This is a genomic window from Devosia pacifica, assembly GCF_014652635.1.
Taxonomy (GTDB): Bacteria; Pseudomonadota; Alphaproteobacteria; order Rhizobiales; family Devosiaceae; genus Devosia; species Devosia pacifica.
In genome coordinates, this window is sequence record NZ_BMZE01000003.1 from 50,435 (window position 1) to 70,265 (window position 19,831).

The 19,831-nt window shown below is 61.7% G+C and carries 16 protein-coding genes; 2 read left to right on the forward strand and 14 right to left on the reverse strand.

Going from position 1 to position 19,831, the window contains the following annotated elements; genetic code table 11:
• Positions 1-16: 16 nt before the first annotated feature.
• The 7 genes from IE127_RS13015 to ccmI all read right to left on the reverse strand — a co-directional run bounded on the left by IE127_RS13015 (position 17) and on the right by ccmI (position 7,823).
• The gene (locus IE127_RS13015) at positions 17-1,423 is read right to left on the reverse strand and encodes a sensor histidine kinase (protein WP_189426163.1); all 1,407 of its coding nucleotides are present in this window, start codon (positions 1,421-1,423) and stop codon (positions 17-19) included.
• A 4-nt stretch (positions 1,424-1,427) separates the two neighbouring features.
• Entirely contained in the window at positions 1,428-2,099 is a 672-nt protein-coding gene (locus tag IE127_RS13020) for a response regulator transcription factor (RefSeq protein WP_189426164.1), read from the reverse strand.
• Positions 2,100-2,157: 58 nt separating this feature from the next.
• The gene (locus IE127_RS13025; protein ID WP_189426165.1) at positions 2,158-3,699 is read right to left on the reverse strand and encodes a Do family serine endopeptidase; all 1,542 of its coding nucleotides are present in this window, start codon (positions 3,697-3,699) and stop codon (positions 2,158-2,160) included.
• 124 nt (positions 3,700-3,823) lie between these two features.
• Complete coding sequence (locus tag IE127_RS13030; protein ID WP_189426166.1) at positions 3,824-4,282, reverse strand: cytochrome c-type biogenesis protein; 459 nt, start codon at positions 4,280-4,282, stop codon at positions 3,824-3,826.
• Entirely contained in the window at positions 4,279-6,252 is a 1,974-nt protein-coding gene (locus IE127_RS13035) for a heme lyase CcmF/NrfE family subunit (RefSeq protein WP_189426167.1), read from the reverse strand. Before IE127_RS13035 ends, IE127_RS13030 begins: the two co-directional genes overlap by 4 nt.
• Before the next feature lie 3 nt (positions 6,253-6,255).
• On the reverse strand, positions 6,256-6,735 hold the full coding sequence (gene ccmE, locus IE127_RS13040; RefSeq protein WP_244640183.1) for a cytochrome c maturation protein CcmE: 480 nt from the start codon (positions 6,733-6,735) through the stop codon (positions 6,256-6,258).
• Complete coding sequence (gene ccmI / locus IE127_RS13045; protein WP_189426168.1) at positions 6,732-7,823, reverse strand: c-type cytochrome biogenesis protein CcmI; 1,092 nt, start codon at positions 7,821-7,823, stop codon at positions 6,732-6,734. Before ccmI ends, ccmE begins: the two co-directional genes overlap by 4 nt.
• Before the next feature lie 122 nt (positions 7,824-7,945).
• On the opposite strand from ccmI, the gene IE127_RS13050 reads away from it, so the two are divergent.
• Positions 7,946-9,028 carry a hypothetical protein gene (locus IE127_RS13050; protein WP_189426169.1) on the forward strand — a complete coding sequence of 361 codons (1,083 nt, stop codon included), beginning with the start codon at positions 7,946-7,948 and terminating at the stop codon, positions 9,026-9,028.
• 74 nt (positions 9,029-9,102) lie between these two features.
• Positions 9,103-11,067, forward strand: a complete 1,965-nt coding sequence (locus tag IE127_RS13055) for an FAD-binding protein (RefSeq protein WP_189426170.1) — start codon at positions 9,103-9,105, stop codon at positions 11,065-11,067.
• Here IE127_RS13055 and IE127_RS13060 read toward each other — a convergent pair.
• From IE127_RS13060 to IE127_RS13090, 7 genes are all read right to left on the reverse strand, one after another.
• Entirely contained in the window at positions 11,058-12,257 is a 1,200-nt protein-coding gene (locus IE127_RS13060) for a hypothetical protein (RefSeq protein WP_189426171.1), read from the reverse strand. The genes IE127_RS13055 and IE127_RS13060 overlap by 10 nt on opposite strands.
• An 83-nt stretch (positions 12,258-12,340) precedes the next feature.
• Complete coding sequence (locus tag IE127_RS13065; RefSeq protein ID WP_189426172.1) at positions 12,341-12,829, reverse strand: hypothetical protein; 489 nt, start codon at positions 12,827-12,829, stop codon at positions 12,341-12,343.
• A 70-nt stretch (positions 12,830-12,899) separates the two neighbouring features.
• Positions 12,900-14,312 carry a sensor histidine kinase gene (locus IE127_RS13070; protein ID WP_189426173.1) on the reverse strand — a complete coding sequence of 471 codons (1,413 nt, stop codon included), beginning with the start codon at positions 14,310-14,312 and terminating at the stop codon, positions 12,900-12,902.
• Complete coding sequence (locus IE127_RS13075) at positions 14,290-14,946, reverse strand: response regulator transcription factor (protein ID WP_189426174.1); 657 nt, start codon at positions 14,944-14,946, stop codon at positions 14,290-14,292. The genes IE127_RS13070 and IE127_RS13075 overlap by 23 nt, the downstream gene beginning before the upstream one ends.
• A gap of 40 nt (positions 14,947-14,986) precedes the next feature.
• Complete coding sequence (locus tag IE127_RS13080) at positions 14,987-15,286, reverse strand: hypothetical protein (RefSeq protein ID WP_189426175.1); 300 nt, start codon at positions 15,284-15,286, stop codon at positions 14,987-14,989.
• A 55-nt stretch (positions 15,287-15,341) separates the two neighbouring features.
• A complete protein-coding gene (locus tag IE127_RS13085; RefSeq protein ID WP_189426176.1) occupies positions 15,342-16,097 on the reverse strand; it encodes a glycoside hydrolase family 108 protein in 756 nt (251 codons plus the stop codon).
• Positions 16,094-19,822: a baseplate multidomain protein megatron gene (locus IE127_RS13090; protein ID WP_189426177.1), complete on the reverse strand. Its 3,729-nt coding sequence runs from the start codon at positions 19,820-19,822 to the stop codon at positions 16,094-16,096. The genes IE127_RS13085 and IE127_RS13090 overlap by 4 nt, the downstream gene beginning before the upstream one ends.
• Between the last annotated feature and the right edge of the window lie 9 nt (positions 19,823-19,831).

Here is a 19,831-nt window from a genome sequence, read left to right on the forward strand (position 1 = left end):
GCGGCAAGGCATCGCGTCAACGCGCGGGCAGCTCTATGATCGCGCGAACGCCTGGAGCATTGTCTTCAAGCCTGAAGGTTCCACCGTGCAGGCGCGCCGTGGCATCGACCAGAGCAAGTCCAAGACCTGAGCCGGGCTCAGTCCTGCTTTTCTCCAGGCGGACGAATCGCTGCAGCACGCGCTGTCGATCTTCCTCCTGAATGCCCGGACCGTTGTCCGAGACGACAATCCGCACACCGGCGACGCCCCTTTCGACGCCCACCTCGATACGGCCCTCGCGAGGCTCTTCACTGGCCAGATACTTGATAGCGTTGTCGATAAGGTTGACTACGGCCTGACCGAGCAGCTCACGGTTCGAGCGCAACGTGACGTCCGGCTCGATCCGGGTCACGAGGCTCATGCCGGAATCCTCTGCCAGAGGCGTATAGAGATCCGCGACGTCGGCGACGACAGCGCTTATGTCAACCTCGGCGAAGGCACCCGATGGGGCCCCGGCCTCCGCCCTCGCAATCATCAGCAGGGCGTTGAATGTGCGGATAAGCTTTTCGCTTTCTGCAATGGTCGCCTCTAGTGCCTGCCGACGCTGCTCGTCGTCAGCGGTGGGTCGCAGCGCCGATTCTGCCTGGTTGCGCAGCCGAGTCAGCGGCGTCTTGAGATCATGCGCAACATTGTCGGTGACTTCCTTGAGGCCCTGCAGAAGCTGCTCGATGCGATCGAGCATGGCATTGAGGTTCGTCGCGAGGCCATCGAACTCGTCGTTGCGCGGGGTGACAGGAACACGCTCGGAGAGATTACCGGACATGATCTTGGCGGACGTCGCACCGATGGTGTCGATGCGCCGCAAGATCCGCCGCGCAGTAAGGCCGCCGGCTACCAGCGAGAAGATCAAGATGCCAGCAACACCGAACAGGAAGGCCTGAATGATGATTGCGGTGAAACCGCGTCGCTCGACCACATCGCGGCCGACGATCAGCCGTAAGCCGCTTGCCAGTTCCACAGACCGCACGACGGCAAACCCTTGAGTTCTTTCGGCTTCACCTTCTTCATCCGGATCGAAAGGGCGCGGACGCTCGTAATCGAAACTGTAGACGCCAGGTTCGAAGATGATCTGATCGGGCACGTCCGTAATGTTGCCGAGCAGGAACAACCCGGCGCGATCGCCGAGATAGTAAATTCCGGGTCCCGGCTGGTTGGCGAGCCGCTGGACCGCGACGGCGATACCGCGCAGACCCTGAGTGCGGTCAATGCGCTGCAGCAGGCGCACCTCGCGGTCGATATCGGCGGTCTGCTGGCGCTGGATCTGTATCGAGGCCTGCCAGGCGATAATGCCTAACAGGAGCACCGAGAAGACGACGAAGATCAGGATGAATGTCGCCGTCAGCCGGACGCTGGTGGTCCGTAGCAATTGCGGGAGGCTGCGCACCGCGTCAGTCGCGAATCATGTAGCCGGCGCCGCGCACCGTCTGCAAGAGCTGTGTCGCATGGCCCTTGTCAATCTTGCCGCGCAGGCGGGACATGTGGACATCGATGACGTTCGTCTGGGGGTCGAAGTGATAATCCCAGACGTTTTCCAGCAGCATGGTGCGTGTCACCACCTTGCCGGCGTTCTTCATCAGATATTCCAGAAGGCGGAATTCGCGGGGCTGCAGGAGAATGGCTTCGCCGTCGCGCTCGACCTTGCGCGAAAGCCTGTCGAGCGACAGCCCACCAACTTCATAGACAGTCGCCGCCTCGGACGGGCTGGAGCGCCGCGCCAGCACCTCGATCCGCGCCAACAGTTCGGTAAAGGCATAAGGCTTGACGAGATAATCGTCACCGCCAGCGCGCAGTCCCGCCACGCGATCATCGACCTCGCCCAGGGCGGACAGGATGAGAACCGGCGTTGCATCGCCGTTCGTTCTTAAAGTTTCGACTATCGAGATACCATCACGACGCGGCAGCATGCGATCAATGATCAGGACGTCGTAATCCATGCTCTCGGCCATGGCGTACCCGGTTTCCCCGTCAGCCGCATGGTGCGTGACGTGACCGGCTTCGTCGAGCGCCTGGATGAGGTAGCTGGCCGCTTCGCGGTCATCTTCGACGAGCAAGATCTTCATGGCCTGATCCAAGCGAGAAGGGCCTCGGCGGTCAAGCCGCCGAAGCCCTCATGGTCGATTACTCTTCTTCGTTGATCGGCAGACCGATGAAGCGTGAGACATCATCGCGGCTGATCATCACCAGCGCAGTGTTGAGACCACGCTCGCGCACCTCAGAGATCGCGTCTTCGAACTCGGAAACGCTCGACACTTCATTGTTGTCGACCTCAAGGATCACGTCGCCTACCGAGATACCGCGGTCGGCTGCGGCACTGCCCGACTCGACTTCACGGACCAGAAGCCCGCCGGAGCCATCGCCATTCGGCACCAAAGTGAGGCCAGCGACGCTGGTCTCCTCGGTCTCCGGCACCTCCTGCGGAGGCTGCGGCTGTTCTTCAGTTTCGGCAACCTGCTCCTCAAGCGTTGCAAGGGTCACCGTAACCGTGGTTTCCTCGCCGTCACGCCACAAGGTCAGGTCCACCTCGGTGTTCGGTGCCTTGCTGGCAATGGTCCGGGACAGGTCAAGCGCATCGTCGATCCGCTCGCCATCGACCTCGAGCACGATGTCACCGGACTGGATACCCGCCTGCGCAGCGGGCGTCTCCGGAGAGGGCTCGCGCACGATGGCGCCACGGGCACTGTCGAGACCGACGCTGTCGGCGATGTCCCCGGTCACGTCCTGGATCGAAACACCAAGGTAGCCGCGGGTGACCTCACCGTCGCTGATCAGCTGATCAACGATCATCTGGACGGTGGAGGAGGGAATCGCGAAGGCGATGCCGACATTGCCGCCATTCGGCGAATAGATCGCTGTGTTCACGCCAACGACTTCGCCGTTGAGGTTGAAGGCGGGCCCGCCGGAGTTACCGGTGTTGACGGCTGCGTCGATCTGCAGGAAGTCGCCATAGCTCGAACCGCCGATGTCGCGTCCGCTGGCCGAAATGATACCAACCGTGACAGTTCCGCCGAGGCCAAACGGATTGCCGACAGCGACCACCCAGTCGCCAACGCGGCTGCGCTCGTCCTCGAAGGTGACGAATGGCAGATCTTCGCCATCGATCTTGATTACCGCGAGGTCGGTGCGCTCGTCGGTACCGACGACTTCGGCCTCGCGTTCGCTGCCGTCGTCAAGCATGACGGTAACGGTGCTAGCGTCCTGAACGACGTGGTTGTTCGTGACAATGTACCCGTCAGCCGAAATCATGAAGCCGGATCCGGCAGCCATGAACGGACGGGGTTCGGGTGCACCACCGTTGCCTGGGCCACCAAACTGGTCGCCGAATTGATCAAAGAAATCGCGGAAAGGATGATCCTGCGGAAGATCGGGGAAATTGAACTCGAACTGGCCACCGCCGCGACGGCCACCGGGACCCATGCCGCGCGTCTGCTCGCCTTCGACGCGAATGGAGACGACTGCCGGCTTCACAGCTTCCACGAGATCGGCAAACCCGCCAAGCGGAGTTGTCTCCGGAACCTGGATTTCCGCGGCATTCTGCATTTGTGCGTTAGCCGGCTGGTTGGTCGCGACCAGGGCAGTCGAAACACCGCCGACGCCAACCATGAGGGCAATGGCGGATGCGCCAAGGAAGCGGCGCGTGCGCGAGAGGATAGTCGGGCGCATAGAATTCTCCTTGCGTAAGCTCTCAACAGCTTGTGGTGCCACTTATGAAAGGTCTCGCCTTTCGGCGAGGTTGCCCCCGCATTAAAATTTCGTAAGACAGCGGCCTTTGGAGCGCAGACGCCGGCTAGTGCTTTGGCTCTGCCGAGAGCTCGTCGAGGACGGCCTTTTCCTCTGATGACAGAGGCACGGTCTCTACGCGATTCCTCTTTTTCAACGCTAGAACCAGGGCGATGCCGCCCACGATCAGAAATACCGGACCCGCGAACCACAGCAACAGCGTGTGCGGTGCCAGGACCGGGTTGAGCAGTACGAATTCACCGTACCGGTCCACCACGTACTCGAAAACCTCATCATTGGTGTCTCCGGCCAACAGCCGCTCGCGGACGATGACGCGCAAGTCCCGCGCCAGCTCGGCATCGCTGTCGTCGATTGACTGATTCTGGCAGACGAGGCAGCGCAACTGCGAGGAAATCTCTCGCGCCCTAGCCTCAAGCCGTGGGTCCGCCAGGACTTCGTCGGGCATGACCGCAAGGGCGGGCAGAGAGAGTAGCAGCACTGCGACTAATGCCAGTATTAGCCTCATGCCGCCTCCGTCGCCCGCCGAGCTTTCGACTGCGCCGGCGCCCCGACGCGCTTGCGGCGATCGGTGAGCGAGACGACACCGGCGACAGCCATGAGGATGGCGCCAAGCCAGATCAGCGTGATGTACGGCTTGTACCAGATCCGCAGCACATGCGTGTCCGCCTGCGGCTCTCCAAGCTGCAGGTAAAGCTGCGAGAAGCCGTAAGTCGCGATAGCAGCTTCTGTTGTCGGGGTGCCGGATGCCTCATAAAAGCGCCGTTCAGCGGCAAGCGTCCGTTCACCGCCATTGTGATCAGTCACGGTAAAGATGCCGCGCTCGGCACTATAGTTTGGACCAGCGACCTCATTGAAATCGTCAAAAGCAATAGCATAGTCGGCGATTGCGGTTGTTTCACCCGGATTGAGCGTTGTGACCACCTCGCTCTCCCAGGCGGTGGTCGAAACGATTCCGAGTACAGTGATCCCGACGCCAAAGTGCCCAAGTGCCGTGGCAAAGGTCGAGCGCGGCAATTTTATGATCCGGCGCAGGCTCTCGCGCGGCGGCAGTTTACCGAACCGGCCCCGATCAATGATGTCCATGATGGCACCGAAGGCCACCCAGAAGCCGAGCAACAGGCCGAGCGGTGCGAGCGAGATCGACAGGCCGCCGAGTGCGGAAATGAGAATGGCCAGAAAAATCGCCAGGGCACCCGCTGCAACGAGGCGTTGCGCGGCGGCGACGATATCGGCCCGCTTCCACGCCAGCAACGGCCCGAAGGGCAGGACCAGCAGCAACGGTGCCATCAGTATGGAGAAGGTGAGATTGAAGAAGGGCTCGCCGACAGAGATCGTCGTACCCGTCAGCGCATCGAGCACCAGTGGATAGAGCGTTCCGACAAGAACGGCGCCGACAGCTGTCGACAGGAACAGATTGTTGAGGATCAAGGCGCCTTCCCGGCTGACCGGCGCGAACAATCCTCCAGCCCGCAGTTTCGGCGCACGCAATGCAAACAGCGCGAAGGCCCCACCAATCAGCACTGCGAGAATGGACAGGATGACGAGGCCGCGGGTGGGATCACTCGCAAAGGTATGCACCGAAGTCAGTATGCCAGAACGCACCAGGAATGTGCCGAGCAAGGACAGCGAAAAGGTGATGATCGCGAGGAAGATCGTCCATATCTTCAGGGCGCCGCGCTTTTCCATGACGATTGCCGAATGCAGCAAGGCTGTGCCGGCGAGCCACGGCATAAAGCTCGCGTTCTCGACTGGATCCCAAAACCACCAGCCGCCCCAGCCGAGTTCATAATATGCCCAATATGATCCCATGGCGATGCCGAGAGTGAGAAACAGCCAGCTGAGCATTGTCCACGGACGCACCCAGCGCGCCCAGGCGGCGTCGATGCGCCCCGAGATCAGGGCCGCGACCGCAAAGGAAAAGCATACGGAAAAGCCAACATAGCCGGCGTAGAGCAGCGGCGGATGAATGGCGAGGCCAATATCCTGCAGCACCGGGTTGAGGTCATTTCCCTCGAATGGCGGCGGAAACACCCGCTCGAACGGGTTTGACGTGAAGACGGTGAAGGCTGTGAATGCCGCTGTCAGAAGGCTCTGCGTCGCCAGGACCAGCGATAGCAGCGGCCGCGGCAGATTGCGTCCGAAGGCCGCAACCATGGCGCCAAACAACACCAGGATAAGAATCCAGAGGACCATCGAGCCCTCGTGATTACCCCAGACGCCCGAGATCTTGAAGATCATCGGCTTGAGCGAATGCGAGTGGTTGACGGCCAGTGCCAACGAAAAATCTGATTGCGCAAAGGCGCGCACTAGCGCCGCGAAGGCACAAGCGACGAGCACGAATTGCAGGATCGCGGATTGCTGCAGGAACTGCGCCACGCGCGGCCCGCGGCGCCAAAGCGCAAGGCCGCCGACGGCAGAGACCGTGGCAATCGCCAGCGCCAGGATCAGGGCGAAATGGCCAAGTTCTATCGACATCGCTTACTGACCACCGGTCTCTTCGGGACGCCATTCGCCGCGTTCCCGGAGTGAATCGGCGACTTCCTTGGGAATGTAGTTCTCATCGTGCTTGGCAAGCACATTGGTGGCCTGAAACGATCCATCCGGCTGCAGGGCACCTTCGGCGACGACGCCCTGACCCTCGCGGAACAGGTCGGGCAGAATACCCACATAGCGCGCGGCGATTTCCGCTCCGCCATCCGTGACGACGAACACATTCGTATCGCCGCTGCGCTCCCACGTGCCGTCCTTGACCAGACCGCCAAGGCGTATCGCCTGCCCCGGCGCGACTTCGCGCTCCAGAAGGTCGCTCGGCGAATAAAAGAACACGATCTGATCCCGCAATGCAGTCAGAACGAGCGCCGCTGCCAGCGCCAGTACGAGACCCAGAACTCCAATCACAGCGAGGCGCTTGCGTTTGCGGGTCCAACCGCGACGCGGCATAGTTCCCTGAAGGCTCATTGCGCTCCTCCGACTGAAAGACCCGCATCCTCTATCAACGCATCGAGTTCCTGCCGCGCCTGTGGCTCCGGGTAGGCTCGCGTTGCTTGCTGATAGGCTTCCTGCGCTTCGTCTGTGTTCCCGAGAACGAGGTAAGAGCGCACCAGCCTCGTCCAGTCATCAATCGTGCCGCCTTGCTCTTCGAGACGCTCTGCAAGGCCCGAAACCATGCCGGCAATCTGCTCCTGCGTGACGGTATCCTGCGACGTTTGAGGCACAGCTTCACCCCCGCTCTCTGCAACAGCGAGCCCTTCACGGGCCGCTGCCAGCCATGGCTCGTCACCCTCTGCCCTCTCAATAAGGGCCTGCCACTCGGCTTTTGCGTTGTCATAGTCTTGCCGGCGCAGCAGCGCTCCAGCAAGATAGAACCGGGCGCGAACGTTGTCAGCATCCTCGGCGATCGCATCTGCCAGCAGTGTCATGGCTTCATCACTGGCGTTGCCGTCGTTCGCAAGAATAATCGCCTCTGCCAGATCGGTGCGCATTTCTGCATCCGGCTCGCTCAGTTGCAACACCTGCCTGTAAGCGTTCGCCGCATCATCGAACCAGCCACGCTGCATGTAGACCGGCGCCAGCACCTGCCACCCGCGAACATCCTCAGGAACCTCTGCCAACCGCGCCTCGATCTGACTGATGGCACTGTCTATGTCGACTTGCTGTTCGGCAACCTGCGGGCGCGCGGCAAGCGGAGTATCGGGCGCTCCCGGCTGCCCCAGCAAGGCGTAAAGACCGAGACCCAAGGCTGCGGTCACAACACATCCGGAGAGCACCCATGCGGAGCTTAGCCTCGTTCCTGGCTCGGGCCCTGTCTGCTCGGAACGATGCCGCAGCACTTCTCGCGCAAGTTCTGCCTTCGCTGCGTCCGCTTCGCTCTCGGAGAGGCGGCCATTGGCGCGCTCAGCCGCAATTCCTTCCAGCAATTGGCGGAAATGTGCTTCAGTGGCTGAGGAATCGGTGTCCGCCGCGTTGACCCGTTGGCGGGCGGGCGCGTAATAAAGCGTCGCGCAGACAATCGCGGTAAGACCAATGGCGATAGACCAAAACAGCATGGCACCCGGTGGTTTGTCGGCGTTCGGCGCAGGCGGCTCAACTAGATGCAGAATGTGGCTAAAAACCACAAAATCGGCCCCGATACACGGGGACGCTTTGCCACATGCCCTCGGCAGGGCCGATGACTGAACGCCATTTCGATTTCGCGGTGTACGGGTCGACGCCTTTCGCGCGCCTCTTGGCCGTGTTTCTTGCCGAAGCGCACCAGAAATCCGTCATCCTTATCGGTGCCATGGAAGCGCATTATCGGCTGGCGCATGGGTTCGACCTGTCAGTCGCACCTATAACGAGACCGGAAACCTGGCGGCTTCTGGCAAAGAGTGAATCAGCGTCGCGCAGGATGCTTACGCGGCTGGGCGCCCGGCGTGCCATGGCACGGTTCGATCCGCTGTTCCTCGCTTCCAGCCCTGACGCGCGTTTGGCACTCTCGCACTTCGCCCATATGGCTTCCGCGTTTGATCGCGCCATCGAGGCCATACCTGACAAGTTAGCCCCAGCGGGCTACCAGGCCATCACCGTTCGAGATTGCCTTATGCTCGATCGCCAAGAGCTCGAACCGGTGCTGCTTTTGGGGCTTGAAACCAGAGGTGTCGTCGTCTCGCCCGAAGCAGAAAGCCACTTTGGCAACGATGGAAGCGTCTCCATCCGACTGGCCGGCGGCGACGCGTACGCTGCACAGACTGCAGTGCTGGCGGATGACGAGGCCATTGTCCGATATATCGCCGGCCTGCCGGCACACCCGCTCCTTGAGGCTCGCCCGATGATCAGCATGCTGACCGAGCCAACACGCGCACTGGGTTTCCGGCTGCGCATCTCGCTCGACGGGGCGATGGCGTTTCAACGTTCTACGCTCGGGCTTGCCGCGCTTGCGTTTGGGCAGGAGCACCGCGCGATGCTCAGTGCGGGCTCCATGCTCACGGAGTGCGGAAGTCTTAGGCGTATCGCGCAGTCAGCCTTCACGACTTTGACGACGGCGGACGGTGCGGGCATTGCAGGAAAGATCGGGCAGAAGGGCCCTACTCTGATCGGAGGGTTTGGGCCCGTTTCGGCGTTCATGGCACCAGAGTTTGCCTCCTGGCTTGCGGGGACAGCCGATCGATCAACGGAGGCCTATATCGCGGCGCGGAGCCCCGATCGCAATATAAACGCATCACGGGTCGGCGATATCCGGATCGTCGATAGCGGTGTGGAGCGCGCTGCGTGAGGCACCAGGTCAACCGGCTTGAGGCATCCAAGACTCACCGCTTCAGCGGGACGAGGATCGACAGGAGCCGGCCATTGAGCTTTCAGCTCGATGGTTTCACTGTCCATGGCTATCACGGCGATACCGTGCTGAGCGCGGCGATCGCTTCCGGATTCGAGTGCGTCGGTACCTATGCCGGACGGCAGATCGCGCTGACCGACCGGTTTGCTCCGCCAGTCGCACCCGCCAGTCTGTCAGACGATCCGCGCCATATCCTGCCGATGAACCGTGTCCAGGCTGTCGACGGGCAAAGTCTCGTCTGTGTCGGGGAAAGCATCGCCCCGGCTGCCAGAGCCCGCCGCTCGATCTCGCAACTGCTGCAGTTGCGACCATACAGCCTAGACCTGGAGCTCAAGGCGAGCCAATCGATGACCGGTCCATGGCTCAATCAGACGCCCGTAGCCACGGTCTCTTCTGACCTGTTGGTGGTGGGCGGCGGACTGGCCGGCATGAGCGCAGCAGCTTGTGCTGCCCGCTCCGGCAGCCGGGTATGCCTAGTTGAACAAAAGCCCTATCTGGGCGGCACAGCAGCGCTTTTCGGCTCCGTCGAGAGCGAGGAACCGCCGCAGCAGAGCATCGCGCGCCTGAGTGCAGAGATCCGTGATCTGGGAGTCGAGATCTACACCGCAAGCGAGGCGTTCAGCCTGCTCGACACGCGTGCACTGGTGCACCAGGTGCGGCAGATGGATGGCCTGAGCGAAGGGCGTGTCGTCGCCTTTACCGCCCCGAAGATCATTCTCGCGACCGGGGCCATGGAGCGGCTGCCTGTGATGCCGGGCAACCGGCTGCCCGGTGTGTGCGGAAGCAATGAAGCCTTCTATCTTGCGGATGCATTCGGCGTCTGGCCGGGTGATGATGCGGCGTTCAGCACTACCGCAAATCAGGCATATCGGGTTGCAATGCTGGCAGCCGGCGCCGGGGTCTCCGTGCCGCGTATCGTTGACGCGCGGATAGACCCACGATCGCGGTTTCTGGAGTTCTGCAAAGCCTACGGCATACGCATGTCCCACGGGGTATTTCCCCTTGAGGTAAGGCAGAGCCAGAAGGGCCACCATACTCTGCAAGTCGAGGTTGGGGTCAGGCTGGGCGAATACGCGAAGGACGCAGAACCGATCACGACGCGGCGGCTTGTGTGCTCTGGCGGTTGGCAGCCGGATCTGACGCTTTGGCACATGGCGGGCCTCAGCAGTACCTGGCAAGCGCAGCACAATCGCTTCGTTGCGACAGAGAGGCGGGCCGACCTTGCCTTGGCCGGTTGCGCCGCCGGATATTTCAGCACCAGCGCGTGTCTGCAAAGCGGCGAGCAGGCTGTCGCACACCTCTTCGGGCGCAAGACGGACGAGGTGTCCGAGACGGTTATTGGCGAACATTGGGAGACGGAGGACGGGCCTTCATTGATCGCCGAAGCGGGTCATGCCTCGAGCCCAACGACATTTCTCGATCACGGACCGAGCCTCGTCACGCGGCCCCGGCTCGCGGCCGAGAGCTTTGGTGAGCATATCAGGCAACTCGGTCGGACGGATACCTGGCGCTTCGCCGATCAGCCACGAACGCTAAGCATCGTCGACATCGCTGCGGCCGTGCAACTCGGCATTATCCCGAAAGCGGAAGCCGGTGCCGTGGCGCGCGAGCGTGCGGTGAACGCCATCGATATCGTGGCTGTGGCAAAAAGTGCCGGCAGTATGACGGTGACCGGCGGTAAAGAACGCTCACGTGCACCCACATTTCTCAATCACCGGTTCGGCTCCGGCGCGCGCCACTGGGAGATCGAGGCGCTCGAAGCGCGGTGGCTGGAGCCAGGGTCTTTGATCTATCCAAACGCCGACATCAACGATCCTCTCCGGGCGATCGGCGTGGTCGTAGATTCACTCGATGATGGGCCAGGACGGGCCTTCGCACTTCTTGAAGCCGACAGAGGATCAGCCGGTTTGGCACTGACGCTGCGCCATTTTGGCCGCGCCGTGCCGATCCGCGTTCTCAGGCCGCGTGTTCAGCCTTGACGTCTCGCATTGTCCATGGTCTTGCGAAATCGTTCCGCGTATTCCGGCCCGAACCTGATTTCCGAAAGTTTGGCAGCGGTATCGAGTCTCAGCATCGCCGCGGGGTCCTTGCGTCCCGCGCGCATCTGCTCGAGTCCACGGTTCAAGCAGCTGTCGATCAGCTGGCCGGACTGGTGCCACGCCTGATCGAATGTCGCGTTGACAGCAAGAGAGTCTCGGCAATCCCTCACGGCGGCCAAAAGATAGGTCCCTGAAATCGCCGCCAGCCGCTGCTCGAACGCAACGCTTGCGTCCCCGGACTGCTCGCGGAAGCTCGCCGCGATTTCCGGGCACACCTGGTGTAACCTTGGCTCCAATCGCCGCGACGCCGCTTTGGTCAGTTCCGCAAGCGCGCGGCCCCATTCGCCGCGCTGCACCAATTCGATATAACCGGCGACCGATCTGCTCAGCCGGTGGTAACGCTCTAGACCACGGCACGTCAGATCGACATCAGCGAATGTTCCAAGCGGATTGATCAGGTGTAGCTGATTTTGGGCCTGGACCAGTATCGCCTCAATAGTTGGAGCAAATCCAGCCCGGCGCAATCGCAGTTCGCTTGCACCACCGGCAATCTTGCTGACCGCGATCATCAGCCGCGCCGGATTGGCCACCTGCCCCATCAGCGCGGTCATGAACAAGGCGGTCGCAGTAGCGCTCTTCAGCGGCAGCGACCTGATCGCGGTAATGATCTTCTCGTCTTCACCCAAGTCATTGATCACACGTCCGAGCGCCTGGCCTTTGCCGAGCAATCCGACATGCTGCAGCGCCGTGTAAACCTTGGGTAAGTGCTCTAGATGCCCTTCGCCGCCGAGTTGTGCGCGAAGCCGGCGAGCCTGATCTTCCGATTGATCCGCCAGTTCCTGAGCGGCAGCCCATCGCGTCAGCAACTCTGGCGTCGCCCTTGCGAGGGTATCTGCCGGCACGTTGCCACCGGAGCAGATCTCGGGGGCCAAATCACGGCACACCCAGGTCCAAGCAGCCGCGATGTCTTCCCGGCGGATTGCGCCGTCGAAAGAAAAATCAACGACAGGATCGATCGTCACGCTTTCAAGAAGGCCAGCAAACGGCGCGCTGTTTTCGGCCGCGTCAAAAGAGCCAGAGGCGGTGCCTCCGGTCGGATTGACTACGGTTCGGGCAGCTGCATGGCTCATGTCACTCGCAGATTGGTCGTCCGACTAGGCGTCAACTTAGCCGGCGCAGGTAAACATTACCTATCCGCGAATATTGTCTTTAGCTACGCGTTGCCGTCGACGACGGACCAGTTCCCGGTTGGCTCGCGGCAGGCGGTGCCTTTGCGCACATAGTCGCGGCCATTCTCGGTCACGGTGTGCGTGAAATCCCGGCAGTCGAGATTGTTCACGCGCACATAGGGGCCAACACTGACGCTTCCAGAGGTGCCGCCATCGCCGGTCCATTTGCGTGGAGCACCGGGACGGCCGAACTGCAGCGCGTAGAATTGAGCGCTGTTGGCTTCGCTTGCATCTGCGCTTGAAAGCAGCGGCACAACAGCACGGTCGACGAAGCCGTTTCCGACATTGGTTGTCTGCAGCGCCGTCTGCGTGGTTTGAGATGGCGAGGGCAAACGCACTGTCTGCTGCTGAGTCTGCTGAGGCTGCGGCGCCTGGTAGACCGGCTGCGATGTTGACGCTGTGCGCCCCATGCCCGTGCAACCGGCAAGGGTCAGGACAAGCAGTGGAAAGGCTAGTCGAGCAATATTCATCATCTGGGCTTCCGAAGGTGTCTGCGGAACTAGTACTGATTCCAGTAGGGCGAAACTACGACAAAATCGAGTCTCATGCAGGACCGGACCGCACGGAGCCAGTGGCACGGGCGGCAGGGAGGGTTAATTCGACGAGCAATCCGCCGAGCCGTGAGGCGCTGAATGTAATCGCACCCCCATAAACATCCACGAGCTCCTTCACAATGTCGAGGCCGAGACCGCTTCCTGGCGTTTTCTCATCCAGCCTGACGCCGCGGCGCATGACTTGCTCGATTTCTTCCGAAGACAGCCCCGGACCATCATCCTCGATTCGCAGGACCACCATGGCGCCTGTTGCGCCACTGGCGCTGCCAGCCTCAAGCTGCACGGTGTCACTGGCCCATTTGCAGGCATTGTCCAGGAGATTGCCGACAATCTCTTCGAGATCCGCTTCGTCTCCGCGAAACCAGGGGGTGGTTTCTGGGTCCGCGACGCACCTCACTGAGCGCTGCGGATGAATCTTTGCCATCACCCGGGCCAAGCGCGTGACGACAGCGCTGGTATCGCTTCTCTTGCCGACAATCGATGTTCTTGCCGTCAGGCGCGCGCGTTCGAGATAAGTGGAAACAAGGGTACTCATCTTGTCGGTTTCTGAAACCACGATCTGTGCAATTTGGCTGTCGCTTGCCGATGCCTCATTGCGCAGCACGGCGATCGGGGTCTTCAGTCCATGCGCAAGGTTTCCCACCTGATTGCGGGCGCGCTCGATGATCTCCGAATTTGAGCGCAGCAGCTCGTTTACTTCTTCGGCCAACGGCGCAATCTCTCGCGGAAAGGCGCCAACTACACGTGTATTCTCGCCTTCGCGAACGCCCTCGATGGCAGCGCTCAGCCGGTCTATCGGCTTCAACGCAAATCGTGCCACAAGACCGCTCATCATCGCGAGCATGATCCCGACCGCACCGAGGACTATGAAGGTTTGTCCACGAAACTCGCCAACCAGTTCGAGAATTTCGGAAAGACTACCGGTAACAAGAATGCGATAGCGCTCACCGTCGAGCGAGACGGTGCGCTCGACTGCTCGAATTTCAGTCGCGAACGCGTCTTCGTAGGTGTCGGTGCGCACACCCAGCACATTGGCGGGCGCATCGAGCTCCGGCAGATCGATACCGACGACAGAGGTCGATAGATTATACAGGTCGCCGTCCGTGTTGCGGACTGTCCAGTACCAGCCAGACCTCGGTCGGTCGAAGCGCGGATCCGCAAGCCGTATCCGTTCGCTCAGTGGATCACCGGTTGCCAGCAGCGCTCCTGCAAGGCTTTCGGCGTGAAACTCGAGAGTCTCGGTCAGGCTCGTATCGAGGGCGCGTGAATAAAGACTTGTGAGCAGGATGCCGGTCGCAATCAGTGCGACAACCAGCCACAGCCCGGAAAGCCATATCAAAGAAACGGCAATCGAGCCACGGCGCGTGGCGGAGGGCCCCTCACTCGTCGATCTGATAGCCAAGCCCCCTCACCGTGCGAATGCAGTCATCGGGCAGCTTCTTGCGCAACCGGCCAACAAACACTTCGATGGTGTTGCTGTCGCGGTCGAAGTCCTGATCGTAGAGATGCTCGGTTAATTCCGTACGCGAGATAACCTTGCCCTTGTGATGCATCAGATAGCTCAGCAGACGCAGTTCATGGCTGGTGAGCTTGATAGCCTGTCCATCGACCGTCACGCGACCGGCACGGGAATCGAGCCGTACCTTGCCTGCAACGATCTCGTTGCTGGCGTGCCCCGCTGCCCGGCGCACCAGCGCCCGCAGCCGCGCCAGCACCTCTTCCATATGAAAAGGCTTGGCGACATAGTCGTCTGCGCCTGCATCGATGCCCTGCACCTTGTCACTCCAGCGGTCACGCGCCGTAAGCAGCAGGACGGGCATCATCCGCTCCTCCCGCCGCCAGGACTCGAGAACGCTCAAGCCATCCATCTGCGGCAGGCCAATGTCCAGCACCACAGCGTCGTACGGCTCGGTCTCGCCAAGAAAATGCCCCTCCTCGCCATCGAATGCCTTGTCGACGACATATCCTGCCTCCTCCAGCGCTTCGCAGAGCTGGCGGTTGAGATTTATATCGTCTTCGACGACGAGGATGCGCATGGCGAAGTCCTGTGGTCTGATATTCGCTGCTGATCCGGGGTTAGCGGGCGCCAAGCTCCAGGTTGCGCGCTTCGCCGGACGGGCTGAGCACACCTACCACATAGACGAGTCGTCCGCCCCTGTCGCAAACCTGGACATTGAGGACAGACTGGGAGCTATCCACGCCTGCTTCCGCCAGAACCGCGTCGAGCGAGCGTATCTCGCCGCTCGAGACGGCGTCCTGGATTTCACGGTTTCCCATGCAACCGCCCTCCTGCGCCAGCACAAGGCCCGACATTCCTGCGCCAAGGGCGAAGGCAAGAACTGTCGAAAATATATGGGAGCGGCGTGGGATCTTCATGAGCAATACCTACGTCAGGATTGCTGAATGCGACATGAATAAATTCCTTATGCGGTCATGCGGCAGAATGCTGCATCTTCACCCCGCGCCGCAGGAAAATGACAGCGAGCGCCTCAAAGATCAAATGCCCGGCTGCCTGCCCTTCGAACGCTGGAAGGTCCACGCCCAGCAATTGCGCCATGCCAGCGATGATCATGGCGGCCGCGATAATGTATGTCTTGTACCCGTCAAGCATTGTGGTCGTCCTTTCAGTTGAGTTGGATGAGGAGCAGTTCTCTGCCGCTTCGAGCGAAAGTGCCTCGGTCTCGGACACGCGCCGCATCCAGCCCTTGCCGAAGGTTTCGAACTGCGCCAGGGTCTTCAGGAAGGCTCGGCGCCGGGTGCAATACATCCTGATCAGCGGCACAGCGCCGTGAGCGGCACGATAAGTTTTTAAAGCCAGGAGGGTCTGGGGCCCGACTAGGCCATCCTGCGAAACACCCAGAATCGCCTGCAGCAATCGCACGGCGCGGTGCGGTCCAGAGTTCACCGCGTAGTCGAAGACCGCGAGGTCGAGGCCCGGGCAGAGTTCGCCGGCGCGGCACTGATCCCAGTATTTCACCTTGTAGATCTCTGCCGCTTCGCCTTTGTCGAGGTAGCGCACTGCTGACTTCGCAAGCGCGTGCCACGGCTCGATCCCGCGCCAGGCGGCCAGCGTCTTGCGGGTAATGCCCAGATTGGTGGCCCCACCCGGGTCGGCCGGATGATCAACATACCCGCCTTCGTGTCTGAGAATAATCTCGAGGCACGCGTCGAAACGCTTTGAGTTCATCGGCTGATCTCCATTTGCACGGCATGGCCCGGCCCGTAGACGGCACTGAGCTGGCAGACTTCGACACTGAGGTTCGCTGCCGTGGCGCCAGAATCTTCCACCTGCCACGCTGAGGGATAGAGCGCTGACGGCTCTGAAACGCGCCATTCACGCACCACCTCTCCGCCGGTGCGTAGTGTCACCCGGTAGTGTTCTGGCGCGTGGTCTAGCGCCGGTTCGAACTCCCAGTTCCCGGAATCTGCTCTGCTGCGTCGCACCCAGGTGAGAAGCGCACCGCCGTCCTCGAGCCGCCGCACGCGCAGGTGCACGGGCGCCAGCGGCAAAACTGTTGCGAGTCGAGCCTCGAATTCCTCCGGTCGTCCCTCGATATCGTCCGGACCGGCGAAGAGCCTCAGCGGCACGGACTGTCCGAGCCAGCTTTCGGGTACACCGTTAATCTGCGCTCCGTCATCGAGAACCAGTATCGACGCCCCAGCTTCAATCGCGCCGATCGCGTGCTCGCTTCCGTCCATACCCCTGATCAGCCGCGACAAGCGGTAAACGCCAGCCGCTTCGAGGTTGCAGCTACCAAAGCCGATGACTTCCCAACCTGCCTCTGTCGAAACCGCGATTTTGCGCGTTCCCGCCAAGGCACCCGTGTCCCCCTCATCGCTTAAATGTCCCGCGAAAAGTCTGATTTTCAGGCTCTGACCGGACCAGATCCAGGGACTTTCGACGCCGAGTGGCGTCAACACTTCGCCGAGCCGTCCGGCGTGGGATAGCGCAAGGAGTTCCTCTCCACCGTCCCGATGCGTGAGACTGATCGGCCCGGGCCACGGCTTTGCATAGGCCACGGTCGCTGCACGCGCTGTCGTCGGCAAATCCGGCGTCGGCGGCAAAACAGCCATGCTAATTAATGGAATCGCCCGCACATGTTCTGTCCAGCGCGCGCGCCCGATACGGCCCGTACTGCTTGTCACCTTGCCCGGCGCTCTCATGGCCTGCGCCTTGATCCGCCGAACCGCTCCGTCCTCGATCTCCTCGATCCTGTAAGCCGGGCCCTCGGCGTCGAGGGAGATCAGATCTCCGATCTCGAGATCGAGCCGAGACGTGGGCAGGCTGATTTCCAGCTGATCGGTTGCCTCTGCAACACCTGACAACATCTGCTCTGCCGCCATTCGGGCACCGCTCGCATCCAGCACCAAGTCGAAGGCGTACTGTGCGAGCGCTCCCTGCGTGGCGTTGACGGCGCTGGCAGTGGCGGCCTGATAATCGCTGATCCTGTCGAGATGCGTCAGGGTCAGGCGGTTGAATCGCTCTCCGGGGTCACTGCGCCTGCGAAGCGCAAGTGGCTGGCCGGTATCAGCCAGTCGTTCCGGGTCTAGCGTCACGCGCTCTGCCCGGTTTGGTCCCTTCAACCAAATCTCACCACGGCTGATGCCGACGCTGAGGTCGCTGATCGCGATGATCGGCTCGAGCGCTTCGCGCGCCGTACCGGGCGCCGGCAGATGATATCCGGCAATCCAGGGTGGTCGCGCCGAGCACCTGATATTTTCAACCATATGGTCGACGAGGACTGCCGCCGCGAGTTCGTCTGAGGCCATGCCGCCGAGACGTCCCGTCAGCCAGTGACCCGTCGGATAGTTGACGCTATCGGCCCAGATGTCATCTCGTGCGGGGAACGCCGGATAGGCCCGTGCGTCCCAGGTCCACAGGTACAGCCTCTCGGTGTCCACCATTCCCGGCGGATTCTGGCTCTCGTCACGCCAGAAGGTTACGTGAGCACGCAGGAATTGCCGCTGAATAAGCGCGTCCGGCGTTCCGGTCGAAAAATAGGGGCGCCCGTCTTCGGCGCTTTTTTCATCCCCGAACAGGTTCGGCTGGTTCGCTCCCTTGTCCACCGCGCCGCATCCAAGTTCGGTGAACCAGATCGGCTTCGAGCCGGGCACCCAAGCCGTTGGCTGCAGCGCACGCACCCCGCCCGGCCGGTCGTAATGCGGCTTTTCCCACCACGACCGGATGTCCTTGAACCGCCAGATCCAGGGTTCGTCATGCAGCCCGTCGGTGATCGGGGTCCGCACCCCCGCCTTCCGGTCTGCCTCGGAGGCGTAGAACCAGTCGAACCCTTCACCGCCCATGATGTTGGCCGCGAGATACGCGAGGTCGTGCCCGCTCGCGTATTGTTGCGCATCGGCGTGCGCGCCGTCCTCTCTCCAGTCGGCAACCGGCATGTAGTTGTCGATCCCGATGGCATCGATGTCGGCCGAGGCCCACAGCGGGTCGAGGTGAAAGAACTTCTCACTGCCCTCCTGAACCCCAGAGTACTCCGACCAGTCCGCCGCATAGGTGATTTTGGTGCCAGACCCGACGATGGCGCGAACCTCCGCAGCCAGCGAGATCAAATCGTCGACAAAGACGAAGCGATTGCCGGTCGAACGCAGCGCGGTCATGCCCCGCATTTCGCTGCCGATCAGGATGGCATCGATGCCACCGGCATCAGCCGCCAGTTGCGCATAATGCAGGTGCATCTGCCGGTAGCCATTGGCAATGAATGCCGCAACCTGCCCCTCGATGTCCGCCGTCCCGTTCGGAGACCCAGCCTCGCCCGGCGCCGGCATCGCGGTTACGCGGCCACGCCATGGATAGGCCGGCTGACTGCTGCCGCCATAGGGGTTTGGCAAGTCATTTTCGGCCGGTACATCCATCATGATCAGCGGGTAGAGCATGACCTCGAGCCCGCGCGCCTTGAGGTCGACAATTGCCGCATGCACAGCCTCGTCAGAGGGCGTGCCACCATAGGCCGGTCCGCCCGCATGTTGCGAAACCACCGGCACGTCGCTGCGCCCAAGTCCGGCGACAGACCATTTAACGCCATCCAAATTGCGCTGCGCAGCCTCGACACGCGGGCCGACTGTACAATGGCCGCACCTTAGATCGTCGCCAAACCAGCTCACCACAAGCGCCACGTGCTTTAGGTTCGGACACAGCGCCTGCAACTCGTCGATGGACAGCGTCCAGTCGCTGGTAAACTGCGACAGATGCGTGTTCTCCCCGCGCGTCTCTCCTGGCCCGACGATCCTGACACGCGGCTGTGGGTCATAGCCGAACTCCGTAGCCCCGGGGATCCCCGTGATTGCCGCGATCTGCGGCTCGAGATCGCCGACGACGCGGCACAATTCTGCAGAAATTGTCGGTATGCGATTGCCGAACCTGCCAAGCGGCAAGCGCTCGAACACCAGGTAGCACACGCCCCTGTAAGCCGGCGCCTCAGGCCCTTGTCGGGCCTCGATCAGGCTGTCCACATTTTGTGTCTCGGAGCCCTTGTAAAGGCGGATCGTCAGCCCTTCGGTTTCCAGCGGCTGCCCGTCCGCCCACAATCGTCCGACATGCGCCACCTCGCCTTCGCAGAACGCGACCGCGAAGCTCGCCGCAATCTCGTTGCCGCTCGGCGCGCCACCAAGCCCTTTTGCTCCGGCGTCATCGCCGAGAAGTTCTTCGAGTTCTGTGGCCCAGATGATGTTGCCGCTCAGCCGATTCCAGCCATAAATGCGCGGAATGCCAAGCCCTTCGCTTGCGCCTTGTAGCCGGACATCGCGCACGACCGGCGCAGCAGTTTCGCCGAACAGGCGGGTGTCGAGCGCACTGCCGCCCAGCGCACCGAGCGCGCGTCCGACAGTCGCGCCAAGCGGCCCTGCGACCATGCCGCCAAGGGCCTGGCCGGCCAGCGATAATGCCAGTGTTGCCATGTCTTGTTT